We start from the raw sequence: 14807 nt of genomic DNA on the forward strand, positions 1-14807 counted from the left end.
GTCAGACCTCCCTCGTCCTTGCCCTGCGTCGCCAAGGGGGCGCTCACGCGACCGGCTCAGGGAGGATCGTGTGCGGGACGGCCGGGTCAGGTCCTGCGGGCCGGGGTGACGCGGCGCGACCGTGAAGGCCGCGTGAGCCAGGCGGCCACGTCGTCAGTGTGGCACCGGCCACGGTGATCCGCGAACCCGGCGGCACCCCGGCCACCGAGGGCGATCGAGCGCATCTGTCGGGTTTGTCCGCATATGCGATTCTGGTAGGGGAATGCGGCTATCCCAACCTGTCGGCACCCACGGCTCGGACGGGAGGTAGCAGCGGACATGCCTCATGACGGCCGGTCCCCGGCAGCGGTCTCGGAGCCGTGGGCCTCCGGGGCCGGCGCCGCCCGCACCGGTTCACCGCCTCCGGCGCCCCTGGCCGCCGCGATCGACCGGGCCCTGACGTTCGCCGGAGCGGCCCTGGCGGCGGTCTACGTGCCGGGCGCGGGCGACGAGGAGCTCCGGCTGGTGGAGAGCGCCGGCCCCGCCACCGCCGACCGCACACCGCCGGCGCGACTGCCCCTGTCCGGCGGCTCACCGGCCGCGCAGGCCTTCCGCACCGGCCGGCCCCTGTGGCTCGGTCCCACGGCGCTCGTCTCCCGCCCCGAGGACGGCCTCACCCCGCCGGGAGCCGAGGGCTCGCTCGGTGCGCTGCCCCTCGCGACGGAGGGCAGGAGGCTCGGCTGCCTGGTCGTCGCGGGCCCCGCCGAGGACGGTTTCGAGGCCGAGCAACGACGCTTCCTGGAGCGTTACGCCGACGCGGTCGCCGGCCTGCTCAAGGCGGCGGCCGGCCGGGCCGCGCCGTCCTCGCTGCTGGGCACCGCCCTGCGCGGCCTGCGGATGGGCTCGTTCGTCCTGGTACCGGACACCGGGCTCGTCGAGGCGGACGACACACTGCTCGACCTGGTCGGCATCGCCCCCGGCGACTTCGACGGCAAGGCGGACACCCTGCTCGCGCACGCGGCTCCGGAGGACATGCACGCGCTGATGTCGGTCCTGGAACCGTCCGCCCAGCCGTTCGAGCGGCGCGAACTGGAGTTCCGGGTGCGCCGCCCCACGGGCGAGATGCGCTGGCTGAGCCTGAGCTGCTGTGCCGTCGTCGGCGCAGGCGGCCGCACCGAGCAGGTGCTGGGCGTGGTGACGGCGCTGTCGGTGCTGCGCCGCGGCACCGACGACGTGTCCCGGATCCAGTGGCTGACGGCCGCGCTCGACGACGCCGCGACCGTCTCCGACGTCGTCCGGGTGGCGGTCACCGCGCTGCGCGAGCCGCTGGACGCCGACCGGGTGGCGCTCGCCGAGGTGCAGGACGACCGGCTCATGGTCACCGTCCTCGATCCCCCGCAGCACGACGCCTGGCCCCAGGCGTGGCGGTCCGAGTGGCGTTCGGAATGGCCCGAGACACCACTCGCCGACCTGCCCACCCTGCAGATGGCCCTGGCGGACGGACACATGGACCTGTGGCCCGCCGGCACGGCCTTCGAATCGCCGCTCGCCGGAATGGGCGGGGGCGGCCTGGCCGTCCTTCCGCTGCCCGGCAAGGGCCAGGACGCCGGCGTGTGCCTGATCGGCTGGGACCAGCCGCACGAGTTCACCCCCGAGGAACGGTCCCTGCTGACAGCCACCGCCGCCCTGGTCGGCCAGGCCCTCGGACGGGCCCACGCACACGACGCCGAGCAGGAACTCGCGACGATGCTGCAGCGCAGCCTGCTGCCCCGGCGCCTGCCCGAACTGCCCGGCGGCACCGCCGTCGCCCGCTATCTGCCCGCCCGGCGGGGGCTGCAGGTGGGCGGTGACTGGTACGACGTCATCGCCCTCTCCGAGGACCGGGTGGCGCTGGTCATCGGCGACGTCCAGGGACACAGCGCGGGAGCCGCGACCATCATGGGGCAGATGCGCACCGCGGTCCGCGCCTACGCGGTCGAGGGACACCCGCCCGACGTGGTCGTCTCGCACGCCAACCGCCTCCTGGTCGGCATGGAGACCGATCTGTTCGCCACCTGCTGCTATGCCGAACTGGACATGGAGGAGGGCAACGTCCTGTTCGTCCGGGCCGGGCACCTGGCACCGCTGGTCCGCGATCCCGACGGCACCACGGCGGAACTGCAGGTCGAGGGCGGACTCCCGCTGGGCATCTCCCCGGACGCGGAGTTCCCCATGACCGCGGTCGCCCTGACCCCCGGCACGGTGCTCGTCCTGGTCACCGACGGCCTGGTCGAGGCCGCGGACCTGCCCCTGGACGAGGGCATGCGCCGCACGCGCGACGCGCTCGCCGCCGCCGATCCGGCGGACCCCGGGCGGATGGCCGACGAACTGCTCGGTGACGCAGGCCGCCGCGAGGACGACGTGGCACTGCTGTTGTTGCGCTACGACGGCATGAAGACCCGGCCGATACGGGCCGGCTGGGTGGTGTGGCGGCTGCCCGACGCCGTGATGCACGCCCGCCGCTTCACCGCCCGCACCCTGCGCCGGTGGGCGGTCGAGGAAGCGGCCGACGGGGTGCTGCTGGTCGTCTCCGAACTCGTCACCAACGCCCTGGTGCACACCCAGGGGCCGGTCCGTCTCGACCTGGTGCTCCGCGGCGACCGGGTGCGGGTCAGCGTCAGCGACTCGTCGCCGCGGGCCCCCGCCAAGCCGGTGATCGTGGACTGGGAGGCGACCGGCGGCCGTGGACTGCTCCTGGTCGAGGCCACGTCGGAGGCCTTCGGCACGGTGCCGGTGGCCGGCGGCAAACAGGTGTGGAGCGAGATCGCCGTGCCACGGCCCGGTCCCGCCCCGGCCGCCCGCCCGTCACGGGCCCCCCGGGCGGGCCGGCCATGAGGACCCGCGTCCGGCACGTGATCGCGGCGCTCGTCGCGGGACTCATGGCCGCGCCGCTGGCCGCCTGCGGCGGAACCGACGGCGCGAGCACGGACAGTTTCGCCGTCGGCCTGCTGCTGCCGAGCCGCTCGCTGCCCCGCTGGGAGCTGTCCGACCGACCGCTGATCGGGCAACGGCTGAAGAAGCTGTGCCCCCACTGCACCCTGGAGTACGCCAACGCCGAGAACGACGCGGTACGCCAGCGCCAACAACTGGTCTCCATGATCACCAAGGGGGTCAGGGTACTGATCGTCGACGCCGCCGACACCAGGGCGCTGCGCTCCTCCATCCAGGAGGCGCACACGGCGGGCGTCCCGGTCATCGCCTACGACCGGCTCGCCGAGGGCCCGGTCTCGGGCTTCGTCAGTTTCGACGGCGCCCAGGTCGGCAGGCTCCAGGGCGAGGCGCTCCTGAAGGCCATGGGCGACCGGCCGGACAGCCGGAACGTGGTCATGCTGAACGGCGACCCCACCAGCCCCAACGCGGCCTGGTTCCGGGACGGGGCGCTGTCCGTCCTCACCGGCAAGGTCAAGATCGCCCGGTCCTACGACACCCCCGGCTGGAGCACCGAGAACGCCAACGCCAACATGTCCGCGGCCATCGCGGACCTGGGCCCGAACCGGATCGGCGGTGTCCTCTCGGCCAACGACGCCATGGCCGCCGGCGTCGTCTCCGCGTTCAAGAGCGCGGGGGCAAACCACATCCCTCCCGTCACCGGCCAGGACGCCGAACTCGCCGCCGTCCGGCGGATCCTCAAGGGCGAGCAGTACATGACGGTGTACAAACCCTTCGAGGAGGAGGCCGCCGCGGCGGCCACCATGGCCGTGGCCCTGGGCCGTGGCGAGAACCCCGAGAACATCGCCACCACCACGATCGACAGCCCCACCACCAGGCACATCCCCGCGGTGCTGCTCACTCCCCGCCCGGTGACCGCCGGTGACATCAGGCAGACCCTCGTGGAGAACGGCGTCTACACCGTCGCCCAGATCTGCACCCCGGCACTGCGTCAGGCCTGCGCCAGGGCCGGGATCGGCCGGTAGCGACCCCGATCGGCGACCACTCATACGGGCCGCGCCCGCACACCGTCCCCCTGATGCCCCCGCCGTGCCGCGCGGCACGGTCCGCCCACTCCGTGGAGTCCCCCATGCGCCGATCCCACCGTGCCGTCACGGCACTGGCCGCCACCGTGCTGACCGCCGCCGGCACCCTGGCGGCCGCCGCCCCGCAGGCCGCCGCGGCAAACCAGTACTACCGCACCTGGGCCACCCATGTGAACGTCCGGGTCAGCAACGCCGACCCCGACGGCTGCGGACGCTATCCGTCCGTCGCGACCTGCCCGGACGTCCGGGGCCAGGTGGAACCGGGCACCGACTTCTACGTCTACTGCCAGGGCCACGGCCAGACCGTGGGCGGTAACCCGTACTGGCTGATGATCGGAACGGAGACCATGACCGGCTGGATGGCCAGCTACTACGTCGACTACCCGAGCAACCGCCTGCCCGACGTCCCCGACTGCCCCGGACAGGCGGCCCCCTGAGGGATCCGCCAAAAGCCGTGCCGCCGCTTTCCGCGTCTCAGCCGGCTCGTAGTACGCGGACCGGTTCTCCGGCGAGGAAAGCGGTGATGTCCTCCACCGCTTCGCCGTAGTAGGTGCGGTAGTTCGTCTCGCTGACATAGCCGAGGTGGGGTGTGGCCAGGACGTTCGGCAGCGAGCGCAGGGGGTCGTCGGCCGGCAGCGGCTCGGTGTCGAACACGTCGAGGCCGGCCCCGGCGATCCAGCCCTCGCGCAGCGCGCTCAGCAGCGCGGCCCGGTCGACGATGCCCGCGCGGGAGGTGTTGACCAGGTAGGCGCTCGGCTTCATGGCCCGCAGCTCCGCCTCGCCGAGCAGACCGCGCGTGCGCTCGGACAACACGAGGTGGACCGACACGAAGTCGCTGCGCCCTAGCAGGTCCTCCTTGCTCCCGGCCAGTCGCGCGCCCTCCGCGGCGGCGCGTTCGGCGGTGAGGTGCTCGCTCCAGGCGACGACCTCCATCCCGAAGGCCGCGCCGACGCGCGCCATCCGGCTGCCGATCTTGCCGAGGCCGAGCAGTCCCAGCGTCCGGCCGTGCAGGTCCTGTCCCACCGTGGACTGCCACGGCCCGCCGTCCCGCATCGACCGGCTCTCCACCGTCAACTGCCGGGCCAGGCCCAGGATCAGCGCCCAGGTCAGCTCCATCGGCGCGGTGCTGGTGCTGGCCGTGCCGCAGACGGTCACCCCGGCGGCAGCGGCTGCCGCGAGGTCGATGGAGGCGTTGCGCATGCCCGTGGTGACGAGCAGCCGCAGGCGCGGCAGACGACGCAGCAGGTCGGCGTCGAACGGTGTCCGCTCCCGCATGACGACGACGATCTCGCAGTCGGCGACGGCGTCGACCAGCTTCTCCCGGTCCGTGAAGTGCTCCCGCACGACCCGTACGTCCACCCTGCCCGCGAGGGGCGACCAGTCCGCGTAGGCGAGCGCGGCGCCCTGGTAGTCGTCGAGCACGGCGCACCGCGGGCGAGGGGGGGCTGGGGAGTCGCTGCTCACGCGCTTCAGGTCCTCTGCTCGGCCGCTTCGTCGGTCGATGGTAACCAGTCCGGCGGCCGGCCCGGTCTACCGAGTGGCCCCGAAGTCCTGGGTCCAGTAGGCGTTGGGCTGGGCGAAACCGACGCCGATCTCCTTGAACGCGCAGTCGAGGATGTTGGCCTTGTGCCCGGGGCTGGCCATCCAGGCCGCCATGACCTGCTCGGGGGTGGCGTACCCGTAGGCGACGTTCTCGCCGTAGGTGCTCCAGTCGTAGCCGGCCCGGGTGATCCGGTCGCCCGGGGAGGACCCGTCGGACCCGGTGTGCGACATGTTCTGGTGGGCCGCCATGTCGTCGCTGTGCGCCTGTGCCGCCTTGGTCAGGTCCGCGTTCAGGGTCAGGTCCTGGCAACCGACCTTGGCGCGTTCGGCGTTGACGAGTTGCAGGACGCGGGCCACGACACCGGAGGCCGTGGCCGTGGCCGTCGGGATGGGCGGCGCCGGCGGGGTGACGGTGGGCCTGGGCGTGGGCTTGAGCGTGGGTGTCGGAGCCACGGAGGTGGGAGTGGGGACGGGGGTGGGGGTCGCCACGGTGCGGGGCGGTGGGGTGGTCCGGTGCGTCGGCGCGGTGGCCCTGTGGGTCGGCGCGGCGGACCTGTGCCCCGGCGCGGTGGTCTTCGGGGTGGCGGTCGGGGTCGGCGTCGGTGCCGGGGTGGGCTCGTCGGCCCAGGCGGAGTGCCAGTGGCGGTACCAGCCGGGGTCGTTCCACGACCTCTTGGTCGGGTTCGCCGCAGGGGCGGCGTCTGCGCCGGCGGCCGAGTGGTGGGCCGCGCCGTCCCGCCAGTCGACGCAGGCCATGGCGACGGACGGCACCCCCACCACGCCCACGGCGACGGCGGCGATGACTATCCGCCGGTAGTGCGGTTGCTTGCTGCGGTGGTTCCCCATGCCTGACCTCACTCGGTGGCCGCCGAGCTGCCCCCGCCCGGTCGGCTCGGTGCGGTCTCCGCCCCTGAGCTGCGGAGACTTCCTGAGGTCGTCATTCTTAGGACTCCTTTACAGGGTGTGCAAAGGGCCCTCGTACTACCTCGCTTCGTAGGCCTGGACCGGCCCTTGCCCCGGCGCGGGGAGCGTGCTGTTCACGCTTGCGAAGCCCTGCGGGGTTGCTGTCGCTCCCTCAGAAACCGTTCCACCCCTGGGGATGGACGCGGACTGCCGAGCGGGAGTGAGGCCGCCGTGCGTGACGCCGAGCGGCCGTACGGCAAGACGGACAAATCCCATATTGTCGCCAGCGGGGCATCTACTAACCGGCACGCCCAACCCTCGCAGTCGTGTGAGGCATGTCACGGAACCGGCTCGGCAGACAGACCCCTTTGCATGGTCATGCGTCATCATGCATAATCTTTCCATGTCCAAGGTCCTCACCTCCCTTCCCGCCGGCGAGCGCGTCGGCATCGCCTTCTCCGGCGGGCTCGACACCTCGGTCGCGGTCGCGTGGATGCGCGACAAGGGCGCCGTCCCGTGCACCTACACCGCCGACATCGGCCAGTACGACGAGCCCGACATCGCCTCCGTGCCCGGCCGTGCGAAGACCTACGGCGCCGAGATCGCCCGCCTGGTCGACTGCCGAGCGGCCCTCGTGGAGGAGGGCCTGGCCGCGCTCACCTGCGGGGCGTTCCACATCCGCTCGGGCGGCCGTGCCTACTTCAACACGACGCCGCTCGGCCGCGCCGTCACCGGCACCCTCCTGGTCCGGGCCATGCTGGAGGACGACGTACAGATCTGGGGCGACGGCTCCACCTTCAAGGGCAACGACATCGAGCGGTTCTACCGCTACGGCCTGCTCGCCAACCCGCACCTGCGGATCTACAAGCCCTGGCTGGACGCGGACTTCGTGACCGAGCTGGGCGGCCGCAAGGAAATGTCGGAGTGGCTGCTCGCCCACGGCCTGCCCTACCGGGACAGCACGGAGAAGGCGTACTCCACCGACGCCAACATCTGGGGCGCCACCCACGAGGCCAAGACCCTGGAACACCTGGACACCGGCGTCGAGACCGTCGAGCCCATCATGGGCGTCCGGTTCTGGGACCCGTCCGTCGACGTCGCCACCGAGGACGTGACGATCGGCTTCGACCAGGGCCGCCCCGTGAAGATCAACGGCAAGGAGTTCGCCTCCGCCGTCGACCTGGTGATGGAGGCCAACGCCATCGGCGGCCGCCACGGGCTGGGCATGTCGGACCAGATCGAGAACCGGATCATCGAGGCCAAGAGCCGTGGCATCTACGAGGCCCCCGGCATGGCCCTGCTGCACGCGGCCTACGAGCGCCTCGTCAACGCGATCCACAACGAGGACACCCTCGCGCAGTACCACACCGAGGGTCGGCGCCTGGGCCGGCTGATGTACGAGGGCCGCTGGCTGGACCCGCAGGCCCTGATGATCCGCGAGTCGCTGCAGCGCTGGGTCGGCTCGGCGGTCACCGGCGAGGTCACCCTGCGGCTGCGGCGCGGCGAGGACTACTCGATCCTCGACACCACGGGCCCGGCGTTCAGCTACCACCCGGACAAGCTGTCGATGGAGCGCACCGAGGACTCCGCGTTCGGCCCGGTGGACCGCATCGGCCAGCTCACCATGCGCAACCTCGACATCGCCGACTCGCGCGCCAAGCTGGAGCAGTACGTCGGTCTCGGCCTGATCGGCACCGGCAGCCCCGCCATGGGCGCCGCCCAGGCGGCCGCGACCGGTCTGATCGGCACCATGCCGGAGATGCCCCGGGGCGGTGCGGAGGCGATCGCCTCCCGTGGCGAGGTCTCCGAGGAGGACCAGCTGCTGGACCGCGCCGCGATGGAGTCCGGCACGGACTGACCGGAGCGAGGACAGAGCGGGCGGACCGGCCCGGCGCCCCGTGGCGCCGGGCCGGCCGCGCCGCTCACACGTCGCGGCGGCGTACGACGAGTACGGCGAGTACGACTGCGATCAGCGGCCAGAGCAGGTACACGGTCCAGGAGCCGTGGACCGTCGCGCTGAGCCTCAGGGACCCGGGATCCGGTCCCCAGTTCTGGACGAGGCGCCGCCAGGCGATGATGACCATCGCGTGGTTGACGTGGGCGGGCCAGGGCTTGGTGTCCGGGAAGAGCTCGGGCAGCATCAGCAGCGTGAAGATGCTGGTGACCATCGTGGCGGCGCTGTGCCGGACCAGGACGCCGATGCCCAGGCCGATCAGCGCGCAGACGGGCGCCGACAGCGCGGATGCCAGCAGGGCTCGGGCCACCCCCGGATGGGTGATCGAGACCCCGGCGTGCCGGCCGTCGAGGACGGCCTGGGCGACCAGGAAGGAACCGGTGGCGACGACCGTGCCGACCACGGTCCACAGGGCCGCGGTGACGACCGCCTTGGCCAGCACCACCGAGCCGCGGGCGGGGACCGCCACGGTGGTGGTGCGGATCAGACCGCTGCTGTACTCGCTCACCACCGTGAGGGCGCCGATGGTGCCGGCGACCAGCATCAGCGTCCAGTAGCCGGCCGGCGGATACGAGTCGAAGGGCCGGAAGCCGACCGGCTGCCGTGCGCTCGGGCCGGAGCCGGCGAGGTTGTTGTAGTCCGCCAGCGCGGCCATGGCGGCGGACCCGATGACGAACAGGGTGATGAGCGCGATCGTCCAGGTGGTGGAACGCAGTGACCGCGTCTTGATCCACTCGGCGGCGAGCAGATCGCGGAAGCGGGCGGGCGGCTCGGCGGCCGACGCCGCGGATGAGCCGGAGACGGTCGCGGGGGCGGAGACGAGAGGGGTCATCGGGGCTGTCCTGCCAGGTACTCGACGCTGTCGGCGGTGAGTTCCATGAAGGCCTCCTCCAGTGAGGCGGTCCGGGTGGTCAGCTGGTTCAGCGGTATCCGGTTCTCCAGGGCGAGTGCTCCGATCCGGTCCGCCGGCAGCCCGGCCACGGCGAGCCGGCCGGCGCCCGCCGGGCCGTCCGGCCGGACGGTCGCGCCGGCCGCGGTCAGCACCGCCGTCAGCTCCGCGGCCCGCGGTGTCCCCACCAGGACGCCGAGGCGGGTGCCACGGGCGGCGAAGTCCCGCACGGACTCGGCCGTGATGAGCCGTCCCCGGCCGATGACGACCAGCTGGTCGGCGGTGTTCTCCATCTCCGACATCAGATGGCTGGAGAGGAAGACCGTCCGGCCCTCGGCCGCCAGACGCCGGAAGAGGCGGCGCGCCCACAGCACGCCCTCCGGGTCCATCCCGTTGACCGGCTCGTCGAACACCAGCACGGGCGGGTCGCCGAGCAGGGCCGTGGCGATCCCGAGCCGCTGCTTCATACCGAGCGAGAACCCGCCGATGCGCCGGGACGCGGCCTCGGTCAGCCCCACCTCCCGCAGCACCTCGTCCACCCGGCGCGGCGGGATGCCGTTGCTGCGGGCCAGGGCCGACAGGTGGGCGGTGGCGCTGCGTCCGCCGTGGACCTGGTGGGCGTCGAGCAGGGCGCCGACATGCCGCAGCCCGCGTGGACGGCTGCCGAAGGCGACGCCGTCGACGGTGGCCGTGCCGGCGGTGGGCGCGTCCAGGCCGAGGAGCACCCTGAGGGTGGTGGTCTTGCCGGCTCCGTTGGGGCCGAGGAAGCCGGTGACCTGGCCCGGCTGCACGGTGAAGGACAGATGGTCGACGGCGGTCTTGCCGCCGTATCGCTTGGTGAGTTCGTTGACCTCGATCACAGGGACAACCCTGCCGGGGGGTTCGCCCGCTGACATGGGGCCCAGGGCGGCACATCGCGCGGCCGCCTCGGCCCCCGGGCGTACATCCCCGGGCCGATGCCGGGCGGGCGGCGGCTGGTTACTCTCCCGGCATGGACGCGACACCACGGACGGGGAGAACGACGGTCATGGCCTGGGCGGGGGGTGTCCTGTACCTCTTCCTGCTGGCCGTGCTGGTGGGGGCCGCGCACCGGGCTTCCGGCACGGTCCACGCGGTCGGGTCGCTGCTGGCGGTGAGCCTGCTCGTCGGTGTGCTGCGACGGGCGCCGCTGACCGCCCTGGCCCTGACACTCCTGGGAGCCGCCCTCGTGGTGGCCTGCACTCCCAGCTCCGGCCGAGCGAGCCTGGTGGTGTCGTACCAGGGTCAGTTCCTGTCGTACCTGGCCGTGGACCTCGTCCTCGGGTACGTCGTCGCCACCGGCACGCGACGCGCCTCCATCGGTGCAGTGGCGGTGTCCTCCACCGTGCAGACCCTGCTCGTCGGAGCCTTCGCGCACGGGGACAACATGATCTCCGTCGGGGTGATCGCGCTCCTGGCGATGGTCGCCTCCTGCATGGTCGGACTGCTCAGCCGGGAGCGCCGTGAGCACGCGGTGGCGCTGCGCTCGCAGGAGGTGGCCGAGGCCGTGACCGCCGAACGGCTGCGGATCGCAAGGGAGTTGCACGACATGGTCGCGCACAGCATCGGCATCATCGCCATCCAGGCCGGAATGGGCAGCCGGGTCATCCGGACCCAGCCGGCGGAGGCCCGCGAGGCACTGCGCGCCATCGAGGCCACCAGCAGGGAGACCCTGTCCGGGCTGCGGCGCACGCTGGTGGCGCTCCGGCAGGCCGAACCGGGCGGCGCGGACCCGGCACCGGCGTCGCTCGCGCCCTCGCCGGGGCTCGCCGACCTCGAACAGCTGGCGGCGGCGACCGCGGACGCCGGGGTACGCGTCGACGTGTGCCGCGCGGGGGAGCCGCGCCCCCTGCCCGCCGACATCGACCTGTCCGCCTACCGCATCGTGCAGGAGGCGCTGACCAACGTGGTCCGCCACGCGGGCACCGGGCACTGCCGGGTGCTCGTCGACCAGGGGCAGCAGGAACTGTCCGTGGAGGTCGTCGACGACGGGCGCGGCGCCCCCGGGGACGGCCCGGCACAAGGTTTCGGCCTCGTGGGCATGCGGGAGCGGGTCGGCCTGCTGCACGGCCACCTCAGTGCGGGCCCGCGCCCCGGGGGCGGCTTCCGGGTGGCGGCCCGGCTGCCGCTGCCCGAGCCCGTCCGAGTGCCGGTGGAGGCCCGATGACCGTGCGGATCGTGCTCGCCGACGACCAGCCCCTGATGCGGTCCGGGCTGCGCGTGCTCATGGCCGACCACCCCGATCTGGAGGTCGTCGGCGAGGCCGCCACCGGCGTCGAGGCGGTCCAGCTGGTCCGGGACACCAGCCCCGACGTCGTGGTGATGGACATCCGGATGCCCGGCATGGACGGTATCGAGGCCACCCGTCTGATCACGGCCGGTCCGACCGCCACCCGCGTCCTCGTCCTGACCACCTTCGACGAGGACGAGCACGTCTACGGCGCACTCCGGGCGGGTGCGAGCGGCTTCGCCGTCAAGGACATGGCGCTGGACGACATCCTCGCGGCGGTCCGGGTGGTCGCGGCCGGCGACGCGCTGATCGCGCCGGCGGTGACGCGCCGGCTGATCGCGGACTTCGTCGGGCGCCCCCACAGTGCCCCGCCGTCCCCTCCCCGGCCGGTCGAGGGCATCACCGAGCGGGAACGGGAGGTGCTGACCCTGGTGGGACGCGGCCGGTCGAACACCGAGATCGCGGAGGACCTCTTCATCACCGTGGCCACCGCCAAGTCGCACGTGTCCCGGCTGTTCACCAAACTCGGCGCCCGGGACCGGGTACAACTCGTGATCACCGCCTATGAGACGGGGCTGGTCACACCGTCCCGGTGAGGGCGGCGGGAACCGGTGCCGCCCCAGACGGGGCGGCACCGGCGGGCGTCAGCGCACCGGGAGTGCCCGGGTGCGCTCGACGCGGACCGCGTCCAGGGCCCGCGGGTCCAGGCCCAGCAGCCGCAGGATGGTCGGGGCGATCTGCGTGGTGCGCACCGCTCCGCCGACCCGGACGCCGTGCGGAGTGGCGGCGCCGGAGACCACCAGGGGCACGTCGAGGTCGTCGGCGTGGGCGCCGCCGTGCTCGGCGATCTTGCCCTTGCCGCCGGTGTAGACGACGCCCTCGCGGGTGACGCCGACCAGGTCGGGCACCCGGGAGTCGCCCGGCGCCGCGTGGAAGTACCGGGCGGCGCCCGCACCCGCGTACAGGGCCGTCAGACCGCTCGCCGTGAACGGCCTGGCCTGGCCGTCGATGCCGTTGCCGGTGCCCGACCGGGCGAGCAGGTACGTGCGGGCGAAGTCGGCGGCGGCCTGCGAGCGGTCGGTGAGCCAGAGCAGCATGGCGTCGTCGTCCACGGCGTGCGCGACCAGGTCCCCGGAGCCCGGGTGGGCGGCCTTCCAGGCGGCGTTGAGGCCGTCCAGCAGGGGACCGTCGTCGATGCGGGTCAGCGCCTTGGGATCGATGGGCGACTGGCCGTGCTTGGCGGAGAGGATGACCGTGGTGCTGGAGTCGAGGTGGCGCCTGCGCAGCTCGGTGAGGAACGCACCGACCTGCCGGTCGACGAAGGCGAGGTTCTTCGCCAGCAGCGGGCCGGGCACGCCCTTGGTCCGGTAACCGCCCGCCAGACCGTCGGAGGAGGGAAGCTTCTGCGCCGTAGAGACCGACTGGAAGTTCATGCCGAAGACGGCGGGGGTGCCGACCCGGTGGCTGCCGCTGTGGTCGTAGCCGTCGATCTGGTTGAGGACCGCCCGCACCTTGTAGCCGTCGTACTGCTCGGTGGCCGCGTTGTCCTTCGTCCAGTCGTCGCCCGCGGGGTAGCCGAGGGCCGTGCTGTTGATCTCGGGTGTGAACAGGTCCTGGATGCCGTCGCCGGAGTGGCCGTCGAGGATCTCGTAGGCCGCGTGCTTGTCGGACCAGGCGGTGCGCAGTCCCGCCTTGCGGGCCACGTCGAAGACCGTGTTCACCTTCAGATACGCGTGCGGGTAGACCGGCTTGCAGGTCCTCGGGTCGACCGGCAGCTTCGACGGGTCGATGAGGCGCGCCGGGTCGCCGGTCATCTTCAGGATGCTGCCGGGGAGGCCGCTCAGACCCTGGCCCGCGTCCAGGGAGTCCTTGTTCCGGTCGAGGTCCTCGGTGAGGTCGACCTCGGCGCCCGGCCTGGCGCCGGCGCACTTGGTGGTGCCGGCCGGCAGCAGCGCGGAGCTGTAGGCGTCGTCGTAGTAGACGCCCGTGGTGCCCGGGTTGCCGCCGGTGAGCTGGCCGACCATGCCCGGGAAGGAGTCCGAGGGGTTGGTGGTTCTCGCGTGGGTGTACTCCACACCGCCGGCGGCGAGCCGGGCGAGGGCCGAGTGCGGATTGCGGGCCGTGTACCAGGCCAGATCGGACTGGTGCAGGCCGTCGATGGACAGCAGCAGGACATGCCGGGCGGCCCGGTGCGGCTGTGCGGGCACCCGCGGGGAGACGGGTGCGGCGCTCGCGGCGGTCGCGGTGAGCGCGCCGACGGCGGCGAGTGCGGCCGCAGCGGCCGTGACGGTACGGACCGGGCGGACGGGGCGTCGGGACAAGGGTTGCTCCTCGGGCTGAACTGAGCAGGCGAGGCCTGCGAACCGTGCACCCACATCCGAGGCGGACGACATGTACGGAAGCGGACTTTCACACCGGGTCCAGCCCAAGAAACGCAACGGCGCGGGCAAAGAGGCCTGCGCGGCCCAGCGCTTGGCCCACGGCCGTCCGTCAAGCGGCGTCGACGTGCCGACCGGGCGGTCCGGTCGGACGACGCTCCGTCCCGCCGTCACCGCCGCCGACCAGTCGCAGATGGCGGCGACGCGAAGAGCGTGGCGCCGACGGTCCGCCGGACAGCAGGTCCTCGACCCGGTCCAGCGCGTACAGCATCAGTCCCAGCACGGGCAGCAGCAGTACGGCGACGATGATCATCACACGGCCCCTTCCGAGCGGCGGCACGCGCCGGGTGCCCAGCGTGGTTCAGATCACCGCCCGATCCTGTGAAGGTCCGGTGAGACGGCGGCCGGTGATCATCTCCGACGCGATGCGGACGAGTACGCTCTCGGGAACCGGCACCGCCGCCCGGGGATCCGGGCCGCTCGCCGCCGGACGCTCCGGGGTCTCGGAGTCGGTCACGACCGTGGCCCGGCCGGTCACCACCACGCTCCAGCCGCAGCGGGTCGCCGCGTCGAACTCGTCCGCCTCGAAGGCCACCACGGCACCGTCGACCGCGCGCACCAGGCCGGCGTCCGCCGAGGTGCGCAGCAGCACGCAGGAGTCGGTGTCCAGGCGGAAGCTGACCGGGAGCACGGCCGGGAGCACCTGCTCGGTGTAGACGACACGGCCGACCGGCACTCCGGCGAGCAGGCGCAGACACGCCCGCCTGTCGAGCGCGTGGATGCCGCTGTTCCGGAGCATCCTGCCGTGGTCCCCGGTGGCAGCCGGGCGGAGGTAGGGCCGGTCGGCCTCTGCCGGGGCCGGACGGCCCACCGGGTTCGAGTCGCGCACGAGCGGACGGCC

General features: G+C 73.0%; 13 protein-coding genes. 6 read left to right on the forward strand and 7 right to left on the reverse strand.

Going from position 1 to position 14807, the window contains the following annotated elements; genetic code table 11:
* The first annotated feature begins 318 nt into the window (after nucleotides 1-318).
* The 3 genes from ACFYMM_RS28170 (at nucleotide 319) to ACFYMM_RS28180 (ending at nucleotide 4429) form a co-directional block, all read left to right on the forward strand.
* Complete coding sequence (locus ACFYMM_RS28170) at nucleotides 319-2853, forward strand: SpoIIE family protein phosphatase (protein ID WP_388391260.1); 2535 nt, start codon at nucleotides 319-321, stop codon at nucleotides 2851-2853.
* On the forward strand, nucleotides 2850-3932 hold the full coding sequence (locus tag ACFYMM_RS28175) for a sugar ABC transporter substrate-binding protein (RefSeq protein WP_388391262.1): 1083 nt from the start codon (nucleotides 2850-2852) through the stop codon (nucleotides 3930-3932). The genes ACFYMM_RS28170 and ACFYMM_RS28175 overlap by 4 nt, the downstream gene beginning before the upstream one ends.
* Nucleotides 3933-4036: 104 nt before the next feature.
* Nucleotides 4037-4429 carry a hypothetical protein gene (locus ACFYMM_RS28180; protein WP_388391264.1) on the forward strand — a complete coding sequence of 131 codons (393 nt, stop codon included), beginning with the start codon at nucleotides 4037-4039 and terminating at the stop codon, nucleotides 4427-4429.
* 37 nt (nucleotides 4430-4466) lie between these two features.
* On the opposite strand, the gene ACFYMM_RS28185 is transcribed toward ACFYMM_RS28180, so the two are convergent.
* Together ACFYMM_RS28185 and ACFYMM_RS28190 are read right to left on the reverse strand one after the other, a co-directional pair.
* Nucleotides 4467-5414 carry a D-2-hydroxyacid dehydrogenase family protein gene (locus ACFYMM_RS28185; protein ID WP_388391443.1) on the reverse strand — a complete coding sequence of 316 codons (948 nt, stop codon included), beginning with the start codon at nucleotides 5412-5414 and terminating at the stop codon, nucleotides 4467-4469.
* Between the two features lie 108 nt (nucleotides 5415-5522).
* On the reverse strand, nucleotides 5523-6380 hold the full coding sequence (locus tag ACFYMM_RS28190; RefSeq protein ID WP_388391266.1) for a CAP domain-containing protein: 858 nt from the start codon (nucleotides 6378-6380) through the stop codon (nucleotides 5523-5525).
* Between the two features lie 460 nt (nucleotides 6381-6840).
* Between ACFYMM_RS28190 and argG the strand changes: the two genes are divergently transcribed.
* Entirely contained in the window at nucleotides 6841-8295 is a 1455-nt protein-coding gene (gene argG / locus ACFYMM_RS28195; protein ID WP_388391268.1) for an argininosuccinate synthase, read from the forward strand.
* 64 nt (nucleotides 8296-8359) lie between these two features.
* Here the strand turns inward: argG and ACFYMM_RS28200 are convergent, their stop codons facing one another.
* Both ACFYMM_RS28200 and ACFYMM_RS28205 read right to left on the reverse strand, forming a co-directional pair.
* Nucleotides 8360-9223, reverse strand: a complete 864-nt coding sequence (locus ACFYMM_RS28200; RefSeq protein ID WP_388391270.1) for an ABC transporter permease — start codon at nucleotides 9221-9223, stop codon at nucleotides 8360-8362.
* Nucleotides 9220-10140 carry an ABC transporter ATP-binding protein gene (locus tag ACFYMM_RS28205; protein WP_388391272.1) on the reverse strand — a complete coding sequence of 307 codons (921 nt, stop codon included), beginning with the start codon at nucleotides 10138-10140 and terminating at the stop codon, nucleotides 9220-9222. Before ACFYMM_RS28205 ends, ACFYMM_RS28200 begins: the two co-directional genes overlap by 4 nt.
* Nucleotides 10141-10271: 131 nt before the next feature.
* Here ACFYMM_RS28205 and ACFYMM_RS28210 point away from each other — a divergent pair, with 131 nt between their 5' ends.
* Together ACFYMM_RS28210 and ACFYMM_RS28215 are read left to right on the forward strand one after the other, a co-directional pair.
* Nucleotides 10272-11465 (forward strand): sensor histidine kinase, encoded by a 1194-nt coding sequence (locus ACFYMM_RS28210; protein WP_388391274.1) that lies wholly within the window; start codon nucleotides 10272-10274, stop codon nucleotides 11463-11465.
* On the forward strand, nucleotides 11462-12124 hold the full coding sequence (locus ACFYMM_RS28215) for a response regulator (RefSeq protein WP_388391276.1): 663 nt from the start codon (nucleotides 11462-11464) through the stop codon (nucleotides 12122-12124). Before ACFYMM_RS28210 ends, ACFYMM_RS28215 begins: the two co-directional genes overlap by 4 nt.
* Nucleotides 12125-12172: 48 nt before the next feature.
* Here the strand turns inward: ACFYMM_RS28215 and ACFYMM_RS28220 are convergent, their stop codons facing one another.
* The 3 genes from ACFYMM_RS28220 to ACFYMM_RS28230 all read right to left on the reverse strand — a co-directional run bounded on the left by ACFYMM_RS28220 (nucleotide 12173) and on the right by ACFYMM_RS28230 (nucleotide 14705).
* Nucleotides 12173-13849 carry an alkaline phosphatase family protein gene (locus ACFYMM_RS28220; RefSeq protein WP_388391278.1) on the reverse strand — a complete coding sequence of 559 codons (1677 nt, stop codon included), beginning with the start codon at nucleotides 13847-13849 and terminating at the stop codon, nucleotides 12173-12175.
* A 169-nt stretch (nucleotides 13850-14018) separates the two neighbouring features.
* Nucleotides 14019-14219: a hypothetical protein gene (locus tag ACFYMM_RS28225; RefSeq protein WP_388391280.1), complete on the reverse strand. Its 201-nt coding sequence runs from the start codon at nucleotides 14217-14219 to the stop codon at nucleotides 14019-14021.
* A 48-nt stretch (nucleotides 14220-14267) separates the two neighbouring features.
* Nucleotides 14268-14705, reverse strand: coding sequence for a pyridoxamine 5'-phosphate oxidase family protein (locus tag ACFYMM_RS28230; RefSeq protein WP_388391282.1), 438 nt, complete (start codon nucleotides 14703-14705; stop codon nucleotides 14268-14270).
* Nucleotides 14706-14807 lie beyond the last annotated feature (102 nt).

This window comes from Streptomyces sp. NPDC006739 (assembly GCF_042869815.1).
Taxonomy (GTDB): domain Bacteria; phylum Actinomycetota; class Actinomycetes; order Streptomycetales; family Streptomycetaceae; genus Streptomyces.